The organism is Paenibacillus athensensis, from assembly GCF_004514475.2.
Classification (GTDB): domain Bacteria; phylum Bacillota; class Bacilli; order Paenibacillales; family NBRC-103111; genus Paenibacillus_AL; species Paenibacillus_AL athensensis.
The window spans coordinates 79,424-94,951 of the sequence record NZ_MYFO02000012.1; the positions used below are offsets into that span (position 1 = coordinate 79,424).

Consider the following 15,528-nt stretch of genomic DNA (forward strand, 5'->3'; position numbering starts at 1 on the left):
AGGCTGCTTATTTTGATTATAGGTAAATCCTATCAATTGAAAAGTTTTTATATATTAGACTTATCAATCTCCCGGCGTATAATGAAGTCATCAAGCTTGCAGCCGCGCTCGCGGCCAGCAGGCAGGAAGCGGGGGATGCACAATGACAGCATCGAATAGTCAGGAATGGAAGGCCCAGCAATACGACACGGCGATGAGTTTTGTTTCCAAATACGGGGAGTCTGTGCTGGAGCTGCTTGCTCCTCAGCCTGGCGAGCGGATTCTCGATCTGGGCTGCGGCACGGGCGATTTGGCCGCCGAGCTGGCGCGGCGCGGGGCTGTGCCGGAGGGCATCGACGTCTCGGCGTCGATGATCGAGGAGGCCCGGGTCAAATATCCGGGCCTGCCGTTCGCGGTGGCGGATGCAACCGCCTACCGCAGCGAGCGCCGCTTTGACGGCGTATTCTCCAATGCTGCGCTGCATTGGGTCAAGCCGCCGGAAGCGGCGGTGGAAACCGTCCGGCAGGCGCTGCGGACGGGGGGACGCTTTGCCGCCGAGTTTGGCGGCAAAGGCAACATCGCCGCGATTGCCGGTGCGGTCGCGGCGGAGCTGGCCGGCCTGGGGATCGATGCCCAGGCCCGCAATCCGTGGTATTACCCGAGTATCGGGGAATATACCACGCTGCTGGAGGCGCACGGCTTCCGCGTGGCCGGCGCCTGGCATTTTGACCGCCCGACGCCGCTTGCGGGCGGGGAGAACGGCTTGCGGCTGTGGATTGACACGTTCGCCGCGTTTTTTTTCGCCGGCTTCGATGCCGGCGTCAAGGAGCGGGCGCTGCAGGCGATCGAAGAGCGGCTGCGCCCGCAGCTGTACAAGGACGGCCAGTGGACGGCCGACTATGTGCGGATTCGCGTGCTGGCGTATCGCGAAGAGTAAGCGCGGCGGCTGCCGGATGCAGAGCCGCCGTCCGTCGGCTGTCCGGCGCCGAGTGCGGCAGCGGCGCTACGAACGCTGCTGGAGCGCTCAGGCAGCGGCTGGCAGAGCCGGAGGTGCAGACGCCGGAAGCACAACAAAAAAGCGAACCTCACGGAGAAGGTCGCTTTTTTGTTGCCTGCCGGAAGCGCGCGCCGTAAGTGCCGGGGCTCTGCGACGGTGTGCCGCTGGACGGGATCAACCGCCAGCCGATGGGAACAGGCCGTGTCTAACGGGCATCAAGCTGAGCCGGAGACGTCGCCGCCAATTCGTTTGGGGCGTCGATCTCGCCCCGCTCCGGTCCGCTCGCTGTGCGCCCGCCGAAGGCCGCGCTCATCCGAATCCGTCCGCTCTGCGCCCGCCGAAAGCCGCGCTCGCCCGAATCCGTCCGCTCTGCGCCCGCCGAAGGCCGCTCTCGCCCGAATCCGCCCGCTCTGCCAACCGAGAGCTGATCTCGCCCGCTCGCGAATCCGCCCCCCCGCGCATCGCCTCAGCCGGAATCGCGAATGATAAACTGCGAGCTGAGCACGATTTTTTCCGCCAGCCTGCCGGGGTGCTGAATGCGATAAAGCAGCATTTCAACCGCACGGATACCAAGTGATTCCTTGCCCAGCTCAATCGTGCTGAGCGCCGGGTCGGCATAAGCCGACATTTCGATATTGTCGAAGCCGATGACCTTGGTTTGGCCGGGCACGGAGACGCCCTTCATCTTCAGCAGCGCAATCAGCTCCAGCGCGATATGGTCATTGGCGCAAATGAAGCCGTCAGGCAGCGAAGTCGCTTCGCTGGCCACCAGCTTGCGCTCCAGGCTGGAAGCGGCGAATTCGGTGCTGTAGGCGATGCTCCATTTTTTCAAAACCAGCTCATGGGCCGGACCGGCCACGTCCTCCATCGCCAGACGCGCGCCCCACCAGCGCTCCTTGAAGCTGATCGCGTAGGAGTCGTCGCCGATAAACACAATGCGCTTGCAGCCGGCAGACAGCAGACGCTTGCAGGCCAGCTTGCCCGAATCCAGATTGTTATTCAGCACGCAATCGGCTTCGACCAGCGGCTCTTCGTGATCGACGAGCACGAACGGCAAGCCGCTTTGCTTCAATGAGATGACGGCCTGCGAAGGAAAGGTGCCGACGAGAATATGGCCTATGCAGGCGCTGCGCTCCAGATAACGCGGAATCTTGAGGTGCTGCTGCTCGGATACCGGCAGCGGTACGATGATATGCTCGTAGCCGTGCTCCTTGCACGTGGCCATGATCCCGGCCAGCACCTTGCCCCAGAAGCCTGTCTCCTGAAAATGGCGGCTGTCAATCCACACCAGAATATAAGGTATGACTGGCTCCGTTTCCGCGCTGCTGTCCTGCTCGTCGGCTGCGAAGGCGTCAGGTTTGCCAAAGTCCGACCCTTTCCCGGAGCGGACCTTGTAGCCCATTGCCCGCGCCGCTTCCTGAATGCGCTTGCGATTCTCCTGGCTGACGCCCGATTTGCCTGATAGCGCCTGCGAGACGGTAAATTTGGATATGCCAAGCCGGTCGGCGATTTGCTGCATCGTAATTTTCTTGCTCATAAAGGCACCTGCCAAGTTTGTATAATAACAAAACTAACAGCTTTAATTGTTCGCTATTTTGGAGGAGAAGTCAAGCCATTTTTGAAAATTTTTCGACATCATTCTGCAAATTTCTTCGTTGACCTTTCGAGGGAAAGGGTTTACATTATATACATAACAAACATTAGTTAGGCTAACAAAACTAACGAAATTAAATTGACCCCATGAATCTATGGCTTAGGAGGCTGTACCCATGTCCCAAACCGTTATTTTTTACGATCCCGCGTTTCCCTTTGAAGGAGTGCGCCCCGGTGCCGGCGAGCGGGAAACACTGCATGCGTTGGGCCGCGTCGTCGATGCTGATTCGTTGAGCGCCGCGCTGGCCGAAGCCGACAGCTTCGTGCATCTGCACGGACGTTATTTCCCTAAGTCGGCCTGGCCGGCGATTGTCGCGCATTTGCAGCGCGGAAAAGGTCTGGTTCATGCGGGCAGCGCTCCGTTCCGCATTCCGGCATACCGGGAGGGCGGGACCTGGCAGCTGGAGGCCGAGCAAACGGGCTATCACCAGCAGCTGCAAATTCATGAAGTGCTGCCAGTCGACCCGGCTCCGGTGGCGCGCTACGAGGCGTTCTCCGACCTGCCGCTGCTGTCGGGCAGCGAGGATCTGTTCAGCATTCAGCCGACGGTCGGTCTTGTGCTGCACGTTACCCGTTACGACGATCATCCTTATCCGGGCCACGTCGGCTCCAGCGGTCCGATGGATGCGCATATCGTTCCGCTGCTCAAGGGGCTGTCTGCGGTTGACCGCGAGGTGGCGGCACCCGTCGTCCTGTTGGAGAATACGAAAGGGGATTTTGCCGGCGGGCGCTGGATCTTCATGAATACGGTAGCGGACGAGCGCTTCTGGGCCGGCGGCGGCGCGGCGCTTCTGGGCCGCTTGAGCGCGTATACCGGACGCGGCGTGACCGAGATATGGCTGAAAACAAACTACGCCTGCTACGATCCCGGCGACCGGGCGTCGCTGCAGCTGCAGTTGCAAACGCTGCGTGGCGCTGCGGGCAACGACTCATGGACGTTCGCTCTTGAGGTACGGCACGGCGACGAGGCTGTGTGGAGCGGTGAGGCGTCGCTGCCGGCGTCGCGCGAGCTGAGCTTCCATCGCATTCCGCTGCCTTTTGACGTGCGTCCCGGCTATTACAGCGTCGAGTGCGCTGCGCGTTCGTCGGCAGGCGAGACGCGGACCTTCCGGCAAGGCTTCTGGGGCTTCGACGCCGAGCTGCTGCGCGAAGGCGAGCCGCTGGCGGCCGGGCGCGATTATTTTATTAAAGATGGCCGTCCGCTGCCGATTGTCGGCATGACGTATATGACCAGCGACGTGGCGCGCAAGTTTTTGTTCATGCCGAATTGCGCGGTATGGGATCGCGATATGGCCCAAATGGCGCACGCCGGCATCAACCTGCTGCGCACCGGCATCTGGACGGCATGGCGTCAGGTGATGTTCGTCGACGGACATCCGAGCGAGGAAGTGCTGCGCGCGATCGACGCGTTCTTTTTGACCTGTAAAAAGCACGGGCTTGAAGTCACGTTCAACTTCTTCGCGTTTACGCCGGAGGCGTGGGAGGGAGAAAATCCGTATCTCGATCCGCGCAGCGTAGAAGCGCAAAAGCGGCTGATCGCCGCGGTGGTGTCCCGTCATGCCGCATCGACGCACGTGCATTGGGATTTGATTAACGAGCCTTCGATGTTCAATCCGGCCAAGCCGTTCAGCGGTCCGCAGTCGGCGCACGACCGCTTCGAGCAGGCGGCTTTTGTCGAGTGGCTGCAGGAGCGTCACGGCGATATCCGCCGCTTGCAGGAGCGCTGGAATATGACGCCGCTGGAGCTGCCTGATTTTGCTTCCGTACGTTTGCCTGACGCCGCGAATATGAATCTGAACACAACGGAGCCGCTGCCTAAGAAGGGCGGACCGTGGCTGGACTACACGCTGTTTACGATGGAGATGCACAATCGCTGGGCACGCGAGCTGATCGCGACGATCCGCAGCATCAATCCGCGTCAGCTGGCGACGGTCGGTCAAGACGAGGGGCTGGGCGCGCAGCGTCCGTCGCCGTTGTTTTACGCCGAGGCGGTCGATTATACGACAGTACACAGCTGGTGGCTGATGGACCAGCTCGTCTGGGACGGCATTTTCTCGAAAGCGCCGGATAAGCCGAATCTGATTCAGGAAACGGGCATCATGTATGTGGAGACGCCGGACGGCCGGGCCAAGCGCTCCGAGGAGGAGCTGCGCAACATTCTGGAGCGCAAGTATGCCTACAGCTTTTCGACGGGCGGCGCGGGAGCGGTGCAATGGATCTGGAATATTAACTTCTATATGAACAATATCAACGAATCGAACATCGGCGCGCTGCGGGCGGACGGCACGGAGAAGCCGGAAGCGAACGTCTCGTACGATTTCGGGGCCTTTATGGCAGCGGCGCGCGATTTGTTCGTCGAACGCAAGCTGGAGGAGGTTGTCGTGGTTTTCCCTTACTCCAACGACTTTTCGACGCGCAAGCTGGCCTTCGACGCGACGTCGAAGCTGACGCGCACGCTCGCGTACGAAATGAACGTGCCGTTCCGCGCGCTCGGCGAATATCATCTGGATTCGCTGGTCCAGGACGGCGCGAAGCTGATCATTGTGCCTAGCGCGCACAATTTCAGCGACGAAGCGCTCGCGAAGCTGACCACGCATGTGCGCGAGCGGGGCGGCACGCTGCTGGTCACCGGACCGCTCGGCCTCGACGAATATTGGACGCCGGTCGCCCGGCTGACCGATGTCGTCGGCGAGACGGTGCTGGGCAACGTGCAGCGTGAGGAAATGCTGGCGCTGGGCGGACGCCAGCTGCCGGTTTCGTTCGGCGGGGCGCGGATCGCCGAAGCGTGCAAGGAAACCGCCGCGTCGGACGGCGGTTCGGCTGTACGGGCGGGCGTAAGCGAAGTGCGCACGTATCCGCTGGGGCAGGGGGCGCTCATTTGGTGCCCGCTGCCGGTGGAGCTGAACGAGCGTTCGGAGCCGCTTGTTCAGCTGTACGCGCACGCGCTGGCGCAAGCCGGCGTCGGCGCGGAGCTGATCTGGACGCGCGGCGGCGAGCTGCCGGGCGTATACGGCCGCAAGCTGAGCTTCCGCGACGGCGCGCTGTATGTGTTCGTCTCCGAGTTTGCGGCGGACGCCGAGATCGAGGTGACGGACCCGACAAGCGGAGCGAGCTATGCATTTGAGCTGGAGTCGGAGCGGACCGTTATGTTTGCGACGCGTGCCAGTGGCGAATTGCTGGCAGTATATCGCCCGCACGAGGTAAAGGTGAGCGTTGTCGTGCCGGCAGCGGCTGCCGAATGCGTCGTGAAAACGGTATAAGGCTTGATTGGATTAAGGCTGTCCCCGGCTGTGAAAGCAGCCGGGGCTTTCTTTTTGCTTCCGGCTTCTCCGGTCGGTGATGCAGCGCGCCGGTCGGAGAACCCATTAACCGCCGGGCTGTTTTCTGGTACAATACGGCTAGGGCTTTTTACGGTTAGGGGATGATGGAGTTGGGGCGCAAACGGAGCTATACGGAATCCGAGCTGCTGGATATCACGAAGAAGCTGCTGCTGGAGCACGGCTATGACGGCTTTCATCTGAAGCTGCTGTCGGGACATCTGACCGGCGCGCGCAGCACGATTTATCAATATTTTTCCAGTCGCGAGGAAATTGTTACGGCTTGCATGAAACGCGTGATGCTCAAGGTGCTGGAGAAAACCTCCGCTGTCGACGAAGAAGATGCGATGGCTGCGCTCCGGCAGCTGCTGCACATCTACGTAGAGGAAGCGGAATTCCATCAGCTGCTGGGCGACGCGCATAAAATCCGAACCGGGCATTCCACTGCAGCCGCAGAGGATTTGGCGTTTATTATGCAGGCGCACGAGACGCTGAAGGATCAGTTGTCGCGGATTTTCGAACGGGCATACGCCCAAGGGGGATTGCGCAAGGACGTACCGCTGCCGGTGCAAATCAGCGTGATGTTCAGTCTGATCAATGCGCCGAATATGTTGAATTTGCCGCTTGCGCAGTGGAGCGGGCTTTTGTTTGATATGTGGTTGAAGGGAGCCGGCGGGTGACGGTTTCTGTTTATTTAATTGACATAGGTGTCAATTATGGTGTTTAATAAAGAAGCTGCAGCGCAAGAGTTATCCACCAAAAATGACACATGTGTCATAAAAAGAAACGAGGTCCTGACGATGTATTTGGCTTTACGGGAATTGAACAAATATCGGCTGCGCTTCTCGATGATCGGTCTTATTTTTGTGTTGATTGCTTGGCTGGTTTTTATTTTATCGGGGCTTGGCAACGGCTTGCAAACGCTCGCGGCGTCGACGTTCCAGAACATGAAGGCCGATTATGCCGTCTTCGAGGCAGGCGCTCGCGTTTCGATGAGTCGGTCGCTGCTATCGGCGGACCGGGTGCAAGAGGCTGCCGGGCTGCCCGGCGTCAAGGCTGCTTCGCCGATTGGCAGCAGCATGGCGACGGCAATCCGCGGCGAGGAAGCGGCTGGCGGGACCAAGCTCGATATCGCGCTGATCGGCATCGAGCCGGGCAGCTTTCTGGAGCCGGCGGTTGTGGAAGGAAGCGGCTTGTCGGCTGACCGGCCCGACGGCGTTATCGTCAACCGGACGATGAAGGACGAGGGCTTCCAGCTTGGCGATACGTTCCGGCTGGATGGCTCGACGGCCTCGCTGACGATTGTCGGATTCGTAAGCAACCAAACCTACAATCACGTCGCGTCTGTATTTACGCCAATGCCGAAGTGGAGAACGATTGCGTTTGCGGCGCCCGGGGCCGACAAGGGAATCTCGCAGCCGGTCAACGCGATCATGCTTCAAGGGGAGCAAATCGACGCAACATTGCTTGACAGCCGGTTGGCTGGAACCGAGACCGTGACTCGCGCAGCTGCGATCAAGGGGATGCCGGGCTATAAAGAAGAAAACGGCACGATCATGATGATGCTGGCGTTTCTTCTGGTTATTTCGGCCGTGATGCTCGGCGTGTTCTTCTATGTATTCACCATGCAAAAAACGAATCAGTTTGGCATCATGAAAGCGATTGGCGCAGGAAGCGGATTTCTCGGCCGGGCTGTTGTCTCGCAGGTGTTTGTGGTTTCACTGGTCAGTATTGCCGTCGGCATTGCTTTAACGTATGTGACCGCGGCGTTTATGCCCAAGGGGATGCCTTTTTTGCTGGATACGAAGCTGGTTGCCGCTTATTCAGTGATATTACTGGTGATTGCCGTGCTCAGCTCGCTGGTGTCGGTGCGCAAAATCGTTCATATTGATCCGCTGCAAGCATTAGGGAGGGCCGACTGATGACGTATGGTCTGGAAATGAAGGAAGTTGTCCATTATTACACGGAAGGCCGCAATCGCACAGCCGCGCTGAACCGGGTTTCCATCGCCGTGCAGCCGGGCGAATTCGTTGCCGTCGTCGGTCCGTCGGGCTCGGGGAAAAGCACCTTCCTTTCCGTGGCCGGAGCGCTGCTGACGCCGTCGGAAGGAAAGGTTCTCTTGAACGGCCAAGCCTTCTCGGGCGCTTCGGCCAAGGCGCTGGCCCGCATCCGGCTGCAGGATATCGGTTTTATCATGCAATCATCCAATCTGGTTCCCTATCTGAAGGTGCTGGAGCAACTGCTGGTCGTGAAGAAAATGGCCGGTAAAGTTACGACAGCTGACCGGGCCTATGGAGCCCGCTTGCTGGAGGAGCTGGGGCTGGGAACGAAGCTGTCCGTCTATCCCGAAGAGCTGTCCGGCGGCGAAAAGCAGCGCGTGGCGATTGCGCGGGCGTTCATCAACGACCCGAGCGTCATTTTGGCCGACGAGCCGACGGCCAGTCTTGATACCAAGCGGGCGCATGAGGTTGTGGCGCTGATGGCCAAGGAGGTCAAGTCCCGCGGCAAAGCAGCCGTCATGGTCACACACGATGAGCGGATGCTCGCCTATTGCGACAAGGTGTACCGCATGGAGGATGGTACGCTGGTCAGCTTGTAATAACACGGCTTGCGCCGACAGGGCACGTGTTCATCCACCAGGGTTCTCGCGAGAGGTTCTAACCGCGGGGGCCTTTTTTTTCTGCAAAAAGTCTGTAAAATAAAAAGGGAATTCCTGTGTGGAGGACAAAAAAAGTGGAGCTTTGTTACCTATGGATCGAACAGTATCGGGACGGCAGCTTACGCGAGCAGGGGCTGATTTTTGACCAGCGCTATCGCTATGCGCTCAAAACCGATGACAACGGCGTTTACACGCTGCAGGTGAAGGCGAATTCGTATGATTTGCGCGATTTTTTCCGTGTCGGCGACGAGCCTGGGCCGGCTTTGGTCGGACAGGTTACGGCGATTGTGGGCGAAAATGGGGCGGGTAAATCGACGATTCTCGATTATATCAAGGAACGGCTAGTCGACCGCGAGCAGCTGTCGGACGAAGCGTTGGCCGAATCGCGATTCGTCTACGTGCTTCGCGAGCGGGGCGAAGAGGGAGACCTGCATCGCATTTATCGGCATCCGGCTTTGCGGCTGGAGGTGCAGAAGGCGGAAGGCACGGAATTTGCCGCAGAGCGGCCCGTAAGCTTGGAGCCGGGCGCTATTGTCAATTTGCAGCATACGCGGTTTGTGTTTCTGTCGAATGTTTACGACGGCAAACGCGAGCCGGCCGGGCCTAACCTGCTGAATGTATCGACCAACTACCTTGTTGATGAAAAAAGGAGAAGCGACGCGGCGCCGATCCCGCGCGAGGGCAGCCGTCACCGCTTTGGCGATGTGAAGCGGCAGGTGCTGTTTTCGCAATTTGTCGGCAATCACCGTTTGCCGTTTGACACGCCGCGCCAGCTTCAGGTGTACATCAACAGATCCGCGCATTGGTCGAGGTTAAACGAGCCGCGCTACCGCAATTATCCGCTGGCCCAATCAATCATTACGCTGAGCAATGCGTTCGTAGAGCAACGGGCTGCTGCCGCCAAGCGCGAGCCTGACAATTCGCATTTGTATTTCCTGCGGTTTATGCTGGAGCATCTGACGGACGAACTGTTAGCTTCGCCATTTTTTCTTCAATTTGTGGATATCGATGTGCCGAAGCGGCCGGTCGTGGTTCCGCATCCGGATTTTGTTCCTGCGCCAGTCCCGTTGGCCGATTTTGAATATTTGCTGGAGGAGCTGTTTACAGCGCTTCGCATGCACCATTACGCCGATACGCTGGAGCTGACCGCATTGTTTGAGCCGATGCTGGGCTTGACGCGGATGCTGTACAAGCAATTGAGCGAGTCGCCGCTGAAATTCGACGACAACCAGACGCCGTATTTCATGCTGGATCTGGACAAGCTTGGAAACGCAGGCGTGCAGGAATTTCTTGGATTGTGCGAAGCAGCTTCGGGCGAGCACGAGCTGTTTCGCTTCATGTGGCGCGATTTGAGCAGCGGACAAAAGGCGCTGTTCAACATTTACTCCCGCCTGCATTACGTCGCCGGCTTTATCAGAGAAGAAGCGCCGCTTGATGTGGTGCTGCTGATCGACGAAGGCGACATCTATATGCATCCCCATTGGCAGCAGCAATTCATCGATAACCTGCTGCAGATGCTGCCGCATTTGTTCGATCCGTCCAATCGCAAGGTGCAGCTCGTGCTGACGTCGAATTCGCCTTTTGTCGTGTCGGATTTGCCGAACGCCAGTGTTATTTATTTGCAGCGCAGCGCAGACGGCTGCCGGGTGCTGGACAGCCTGGATGAACAGCCGCAGACGTTTGCGGCCAATATTCATACGCTGCTGGCGCATTCTTTTTTTATGCAGGAAGGGCTGATCGGGGCGTTTGCCAAGCGCAAAATCAATGAGGTGATTCACGTGCTCGTCCACGAAAGCGCGCAAGTAGCGTACGAGCAGCGCGAGCGGCTGGAGACGGTGCTGAACATGATCGGCGAGCCGGTCATTCGCCATAAAATAGCCCAGATGCTGCGGGACAAGCTGGCCGTGCGCGATTTTGGCGTCGAACGAGAGATCGCGTCATTGAAGTTACGTCTGGATGAATTGGAGCGGTGGCAACGTGATCAAAATCGAGCGAACTGACCTGCCGGCAATCGCCGATACACACTATCGCGATTATTTCGTCGGTTGCGGCTTCGAGCGGAAGCTGGAACGGCTGGCGCAACGGGAGCCGGATGCGGTAGAACGGGCGTTTTTTGCCTGGCTGCATGACCGTGCGCCGGAGCTGATCACAGCCCGGCCAGCGCGCCTGCATGAGCTTACGGTGGAGGCGCGCGCCACCCACCCGGACATTCATCAGTGGCTTGCCAGCTTGACGCCGCTCAAACGTGAAACCAAAAGCGTAAAAAAACGCTTCGAACAAGCAGCCGAGCATCATGACCGCTTGACGGCGGAGCCGCACCGACATGCGGCCGAAGACATTCGCCGGGCTTTGGACGGCAAGCAGGCGCTGCTGGACCAGTACCGGACGCTGCAGCAGGAGACAGGACGGATCGAGGGGCTGTTGGGCAAAATCCAATCGGTGTTTAACTATGACGATTTTTGCGACAGGTACGAAGATGAGGAATGGGGCGCGTACGCGCTGGTGAAGCGGCTGCGCATCCCGGTCTGTCCGTATTGCAACCGCCAATATATCACGGTGGTGGAGCCGGTGCTCGGTGAGAAGGGCCGGGCGCGCCCGCAGCTCGATCATTTTTTTGCCCAGTCGCATTTTCCGTATTTGGCCGTATCGCTTTATAACCTGATTCCAAGCTGCAGCGTCTGCAACGCCAGCCTCAAGCGCAACCAGATGTTTACGTGGGACGATCATATTCATCCGTATGAGGGCGGCTTCGGGGACGATGTGCGGTTTACCGTCAAGTTCCCGGCCGGGAAGGGCAAGCTGGATTATTTGAAAATGTGGTACCGGGAGCAGGGGGATTTGCGTGTGGAGCTGCTGCTCGATCCGGCTGTGCGCAGGCGGCTTGACCGGGACGAGCTCAAGCGGCTGCTGCGGCGGGTGAACAACCACAAGCGGATTTTCAAGCTGAAATCGCTGTATGCGAGTCACGGGGATTACGTGCAGGAAATTATTTTGAAATCCATTTGGTACAATGATGCCAAGCTGGACGCGATGCAGCGGCAGTTTCCGCACCTGTTTCCGACTAAGGAGCATTTGGCCCGGCTGGTGTTCGGCAACTTCATGCACACCGAGGAGGCGGAGAAACGCGTGCTGTCGAAGCTGACGCGCGATGTTGCGCGCGAATTTGGCATTACGCTGTAAAAGGCGGGCGGGCTAGGGCTTCCGCCAGTCGAACGGAGATAGCAACGCCGGGTGGTCGCCAGGGACTGTGCGGAACCGCGCGACGACACAAAGAAACCTTCTGCCCGCTGGAGCGGGCGAAGGTTTTTTGCTGCGCAAAGCGCTGTACGGGTCTTGTTGGAAAACCCAGTAGAGCGTTCGAGGCTGGAGAATATCGCTGTTCCGTATATTATTGCAAGTCTTCGATGCAGGCCTGGCAAACGAGCTTGCCCTTGAAATACGTCGTGTTCTCGACATTGCCGCAAAACAAGCAGGCGGGCATATATTTTTTGAGGGTGATGCGGTCCGGATCGACGTACACTTCGACGGCGTCTCCGATTTCAATATGCAAGGTGCGGCGCAGCTCAATCGGTAATACGATACGTCCCAATTCATCGACTTTTCTTACGATCCCGGTGGATTTCATAGGCTAGGCCTCCTGTCGATTGGATGTGGCCGAATCGCGGCCACCTTCATATTAGGATATATTCCACATCGTTGCGGCAATCCCTCTATTTAGCAGGATATGAAATGTGGGGGGGAGGGGGCGAGAGTGAAGCTTGAAAGCGTAAAGAGAGTAGTTCAACACAAATTTGCAATATCCTAGGGATATACGTAGTTATGGCACGGTAATGGGAAGATTTATTAGTGAAGATAGCTATGAGGGGCAGATTGATAATCCGCTGAGCTTGAACTTGTATACGTATGTGGAGAATAATCCGGTGTTGTGTTTTTTACTAAGTAAACTTAATCACATGGGAATCAGCAATAAATCGGCGTGAAAGACCACCTTTGAGCTGGATGAAGGTGGTCTTTCGTATATTAATAAGGTGATCGTATGACTGCGCAATAAGATTATATTGAATTCTAATTTTAGTTGCAGCACAATTCGATGTTACCTGGAAGCAACCATGAGCAATTTGTTGAATTCAAGCCGAAAGAGAAGAAGGTCTCTGTGGACAAAGCTTGCGTTCATTGTTATATTAAATAGTAATTCAAAATTGCAATGCCTCTAGATAACTCTGCGCTTCTTTTTGAGTTGTCTTTTTTGTGAGCTAATATATAGGCGTGCATTGTTTTTGATTACAACATTTGTTGGAGGACATGTCAATGGATCATCGTTCAGAGGGTAATCTACCGGAATCGCCTGAAACTCATAATCAAGAAAGGCGATCCAAAGCGATGTTTGACATAATTGTTCCAGACCACTTATTTCTTGTTAGAAATGAAGATGGTGGGGATTATGGAGTCGACAAGGTAATTGAATTGAAGTTGCAGGGTACACGAATGTCCAACTTTAGATCACACATACAATTAAAATGCACCAGTTCGAGGCTTAATAATTCTTATCTACCATTCTCAGTTCCAATAAAGACGTTGAATTACTTGAGAAATCAACCAAGCTCGATGTTTGTCATATTCTTAGAACACGAAAAAATATTTCTTTGGGAGTGGATCTCTGAGATAGTGAATTTTTCGGCTTCTAAAGAAATTGATATTACAACAACAGATCAAAAAACAGTTAATTTTCATTTTATCAAGAAGTTAGATGACCTTGCTTTCGAAGAGATACATAATGATATTAGGATAAAGTGCTCTATAGCAACGCAAATCTCAGATAATTTAAAACTATCGAAATCTACCGCGACAAATATTCTAGTAAATGTACAGGAACAAAAAGTGATGAGTTCAGATACGCTGGTTGAATATGTAAAGCGATATGGATATCCGCTAGCTAATGAAGGCAAATTTGCGTTTCTTAATGAGTGGATTTCTCAAATTCCGTTACAGTTCAAATCTGATCCGGAGTATTCTCTAACTGTTGCTTATATTAAATATAACAATGGAGAGTATTATGATGCCTATTCTTGGCTGCCGAAAGGGATAACAAAACTAAAACTAGATGAGACTGAGAAAGAATTGGCAGAATATTTAGATATTTCGTTAAAGTACTTACTCAACATGTGCAGTGTTGAAATGTATAACGAACTATTTAATTCATTTCAAAAAAAATATCCTCACAACCAGATAACATTACAACATAGGTTATTTAGATTGAGAGAAGAATTGATTACTGCAGATATGACTTTAAAGGATAGCTATAGAGAGTTAACTGATTCATTTCAAGCGTTAATGAGAACAGTTAAGCAAATACATACTCCTGAATCAATGTTAGTAAAATTTGTTGATTTAGTTGAATGGGAAATAATTGGATTTCAAATATTAAGAGAGCTTCAATTTAGTAAGTTTAATCTGGAAGGTAGAGAAACAATCGGTTATCCCATTCCTCAGCAGAAACGGATTCATGCGGCACAATTAATAATCCAAAAGATTGAAAAATGGATGCTGAATTTCAGATCAATATTTATTTCAATTGAGGATGAAGTAAGTAGAGCACGTGCTAGTACCATATTTGCAAGTATTCAACTTCAATTTATTGCACAAACTCGAATGTACAAAGATCTAACTACTGAGACTAATTCATTACTCCATTCAATGAAGGAGTCATTGGAACACGGAGCAGTAGTTTTAGAACAAGGTGGTTATTTGCACGAATTATTCCGCGCACAAATGTCTTTAGCGGAATGTTATATGGGACTAGGACTAGTCGAACAAGCAACTGAATTAGTTCAACAAGTCATGTTAAATGCAGAGGGCATAGGAGTTTTGGAGATTGTAACATACTGCAAATTATTTCTAGATGGATATTATGTTTTTAATTATGCAAGTATGGCTCAAGCAGAATCTAAAAGTAAAAGAAAACTTTCAGTATTGTCGGATGCCGAAATTGAAAAGTATGCTCGGCAAATGATTGAATTATTAGAAATTCCAAATGATAGATTCCCAAATGTTTTAAATGAATATCGATGGTTGCAACAGGATGAAATAGACAGATTTCAATTTTGCGAGCATATTGGAACAAGGCAAGATTTAAGCGTTAATAAAGAACTTCAAAATAAATTTTTGGTTAATCCTGACAGAATAATTATATGCGAAAAATTTGGACATCAATCATTAATTGGACAAAGTCGTGATGAATTAGCAAGGTTATTTAAATCAAATTTTTGTAGACAATGTAATGCTCGAGAACCTATAAGTTAATTAAAGATTTAAGTTAACGGATGATATTCCTTTCAAACGCGAAAAGTAGTCTTGATTAACATTATGCAAATGGGGGATTCTAAACTATCCTCAAAGTTGTAGTATCCCCTCATAATCAAGTTATCAACGTCTCTTATATTTGAGCATTTTGCATAATTCTGAGCCCTTGCTAGACAAGGGTTTTTGAACATAAAAAAGGGACTTCACCCCAACTTGGAGAAGTTTTCAAGCGACCAAACCCGAAAACAACCAAGGAAGTGAAGTCACTTGTATATTCTCCAAGAAAGTCTATTTTCCTTTGAAGAGTTGCAAAAACTTGAATCTAAAGAACGTCTACCCATCTTCTTCCGACGTGGCAGCCTTCATTCGCTTTTGGGAAGATCTTCTCTCGCGTTTACCAAATAACGCCAAGCATCTCTCATATTTTGCGGAAAGGTAATGTTCCGGTTCTCCATCTTCATTCCGCAATATATATTTTCGTCCCACTTTTTTTTGGCCAGAAACAAGCTTTGTGGTTTGGTCAAGGCGTATTTATCCGAAAATGCGATCATTTTATATCCCTCCTGCTTTGTTGTCATTATATCCCGTTTTAAAAGCAAAATCATCTACCTCTGGATAAGTCC

General features: G+C 53.8%; 11 protein-coding genes. 8 read left to right on the forward strand and 3 right to left on the reverse strand.

What is annotated here, in order from left to right; genetic code table 11:
- The first annotated feature begins 142 nt into the window (after positions 1-142).
- The gene (locus B5M42_RS19525; protein WP_134752800.1) at positions 143-916 is read left to right on the forward strand and encodes a class I SAM-dependent methyltransferase; all 774 of its coding nucleotides are present in this window, start codon (positions 143-145) and stop codon (positions 914-916) included.
- A 526-nt stretch (positions 917-1,442) separates the two neighbouring features.
- Here B5M42_RS19525 and B5M42_RS19530 read toward each other — a convergent pair.
- The gene (locus B5M42_RS19530) at positions 1,443-2,513 is read right to left on the reverse strand and encodes a LacI family DNA-binding transcriptional regulator (protein ID WP_134752802.1); all 1,071 of its coding nucleotides are present in this window, start codon (positions 2,511-2,513) and stop codon (positions 1,443-1,445) included.
- 232 nt (positions 2,514-2,745) lie between these two features.
- Between B5M42_RS19530 and B5M42_RS19535 the strand changes: the two genes are divergently transcribed.
- The 6 genes from B5M42_RS19535 (at position 2,746) to B5M42_RS19560 (ending at position 11,785) form a co-directional block, all read left to right on the forward strand.
- Positions 2,746-5,889, forward strand: a complete 3,144-nt coding sequence (locus tag B5M42_RS19535) for an alpha-amylase family protein (RefSeq protein WP_134752804.1) — start codon at positions 2,746-2,748, stop codon at positions 5,887-5,889.
- Positions 5,890-6,059: 170 nt separating this feature from the next.
- On the forward strand, positions 6,060-6,626 hold the full coding sequence (locus B5M42_RS19540; protein ID WP_134752806.1) for a TetR/AcrR family transcriptional regulator: 567 nt from the start codon (positions 6,060-6,062) through the stop codon (positions 6,624-6,626).
- Positions 6,627-6,746: 120 nt separating this feature from the next.
- On the forward strand, positions 6,747-7,868 hold the full coding sequence (locus B5M42_RS19545) for an ABC transporter permease (RefSeq protein WP_134752808.1): 1,122 nt from the start codon (positions 6,747-6,749) through the stop codon (positions 7,866-7,868).
- Positions 7,868-8,545 carry an ABC transporter ATP-binding protein gene (locus B5M42_RS19550; RefSeq protein WP_134752810.1) on the forward strand — a complete coding sequence of 226 codons (678 nt, stop codon included), beginning with the start codon at positions 7,868-7,870 and terminating at the stop codon, positions 8,543-8,545. Before B5M42_RS19545 ends, B5M42_RS19550 begins: the two co-directional genes overlap by 1 nt.
- Before the next feature lie 134 nt (positions 8,546-8,679).
- On the forward strand, positions 8,680-10,605 hold the full coding sequence (locus B5M42_RS25620) for an AAA family ATPase (protein WP_134752812.1): 1,926 nt from the start codon (positions 8,680-8,682) through the stop codon (positions 10,603-10,605).
- On the forward strand, positions 10,583-11,785 hold the full coding sequence (locus B5M42_RS19560; RefSeq protein WP_134752814.1) for a hypothetical protein: 1,203 nt from the start codon (positions 10,583-10,585) through the stop codon (positions 11,783-11,785). Before B5M42_RS25620 ends, B5M42_RS19560 begins: the two co-directional genes overlap by 23 nt.
- A 208-nt stretch (positions 11,786-11,993) precedes the next feature.
- Here the strand turns inward: B5M42_RS19560 and B5M42_RS19565 are convergent, their stop codons facing one another.
- On the reverse strand, positions 11,994-12,230 hold the full coding sequence (locus B5M42_RS19565) for an AbrB/MazE/SpoVT family DNA-binding domain-containing protein (RefSeq protein ID WP_134752816.1): 237 nt from the start codon (positions 12,228-12,230) through the stop codon (positions 11,994-11,996).
- Between the two features lie 683 nt (positions 12,231-12,913).
- On the opposite strand from B5M42_RS19565, the gene B5M42_RS19570 reads away from it, so the two are divergent.
- Complete coding sequence (locus tag B5M42_RS19570) at positions 12,914-14,905, forward strand: DUF4365 domain-containing protein (RefSeq protein ID WP_167689894.1); 1,992 nt, start codon at positions 12,914-12,916, stop codon at positions 14,903-14,905.
- A 362-nt stretch (positions 14,906-15,267) separates the two neighbouring features.
- Here the strand turns inward: B5M42_RS19570 and B5M42_RS19575 are convergent, their stop codons facing one another.
- Positions 15,268-15,456, reverse strand: coding sequence for a hypothetical protein (locus tag B5M42_RS19575; RefSeq protein ID WP_167689896.1), 189 nt, complete (start codon positions 15,454-15,456; stop codon positions 15,268-15,270).
- Positions 15,457-15,528: the final 72 nt, after the last annotated feature.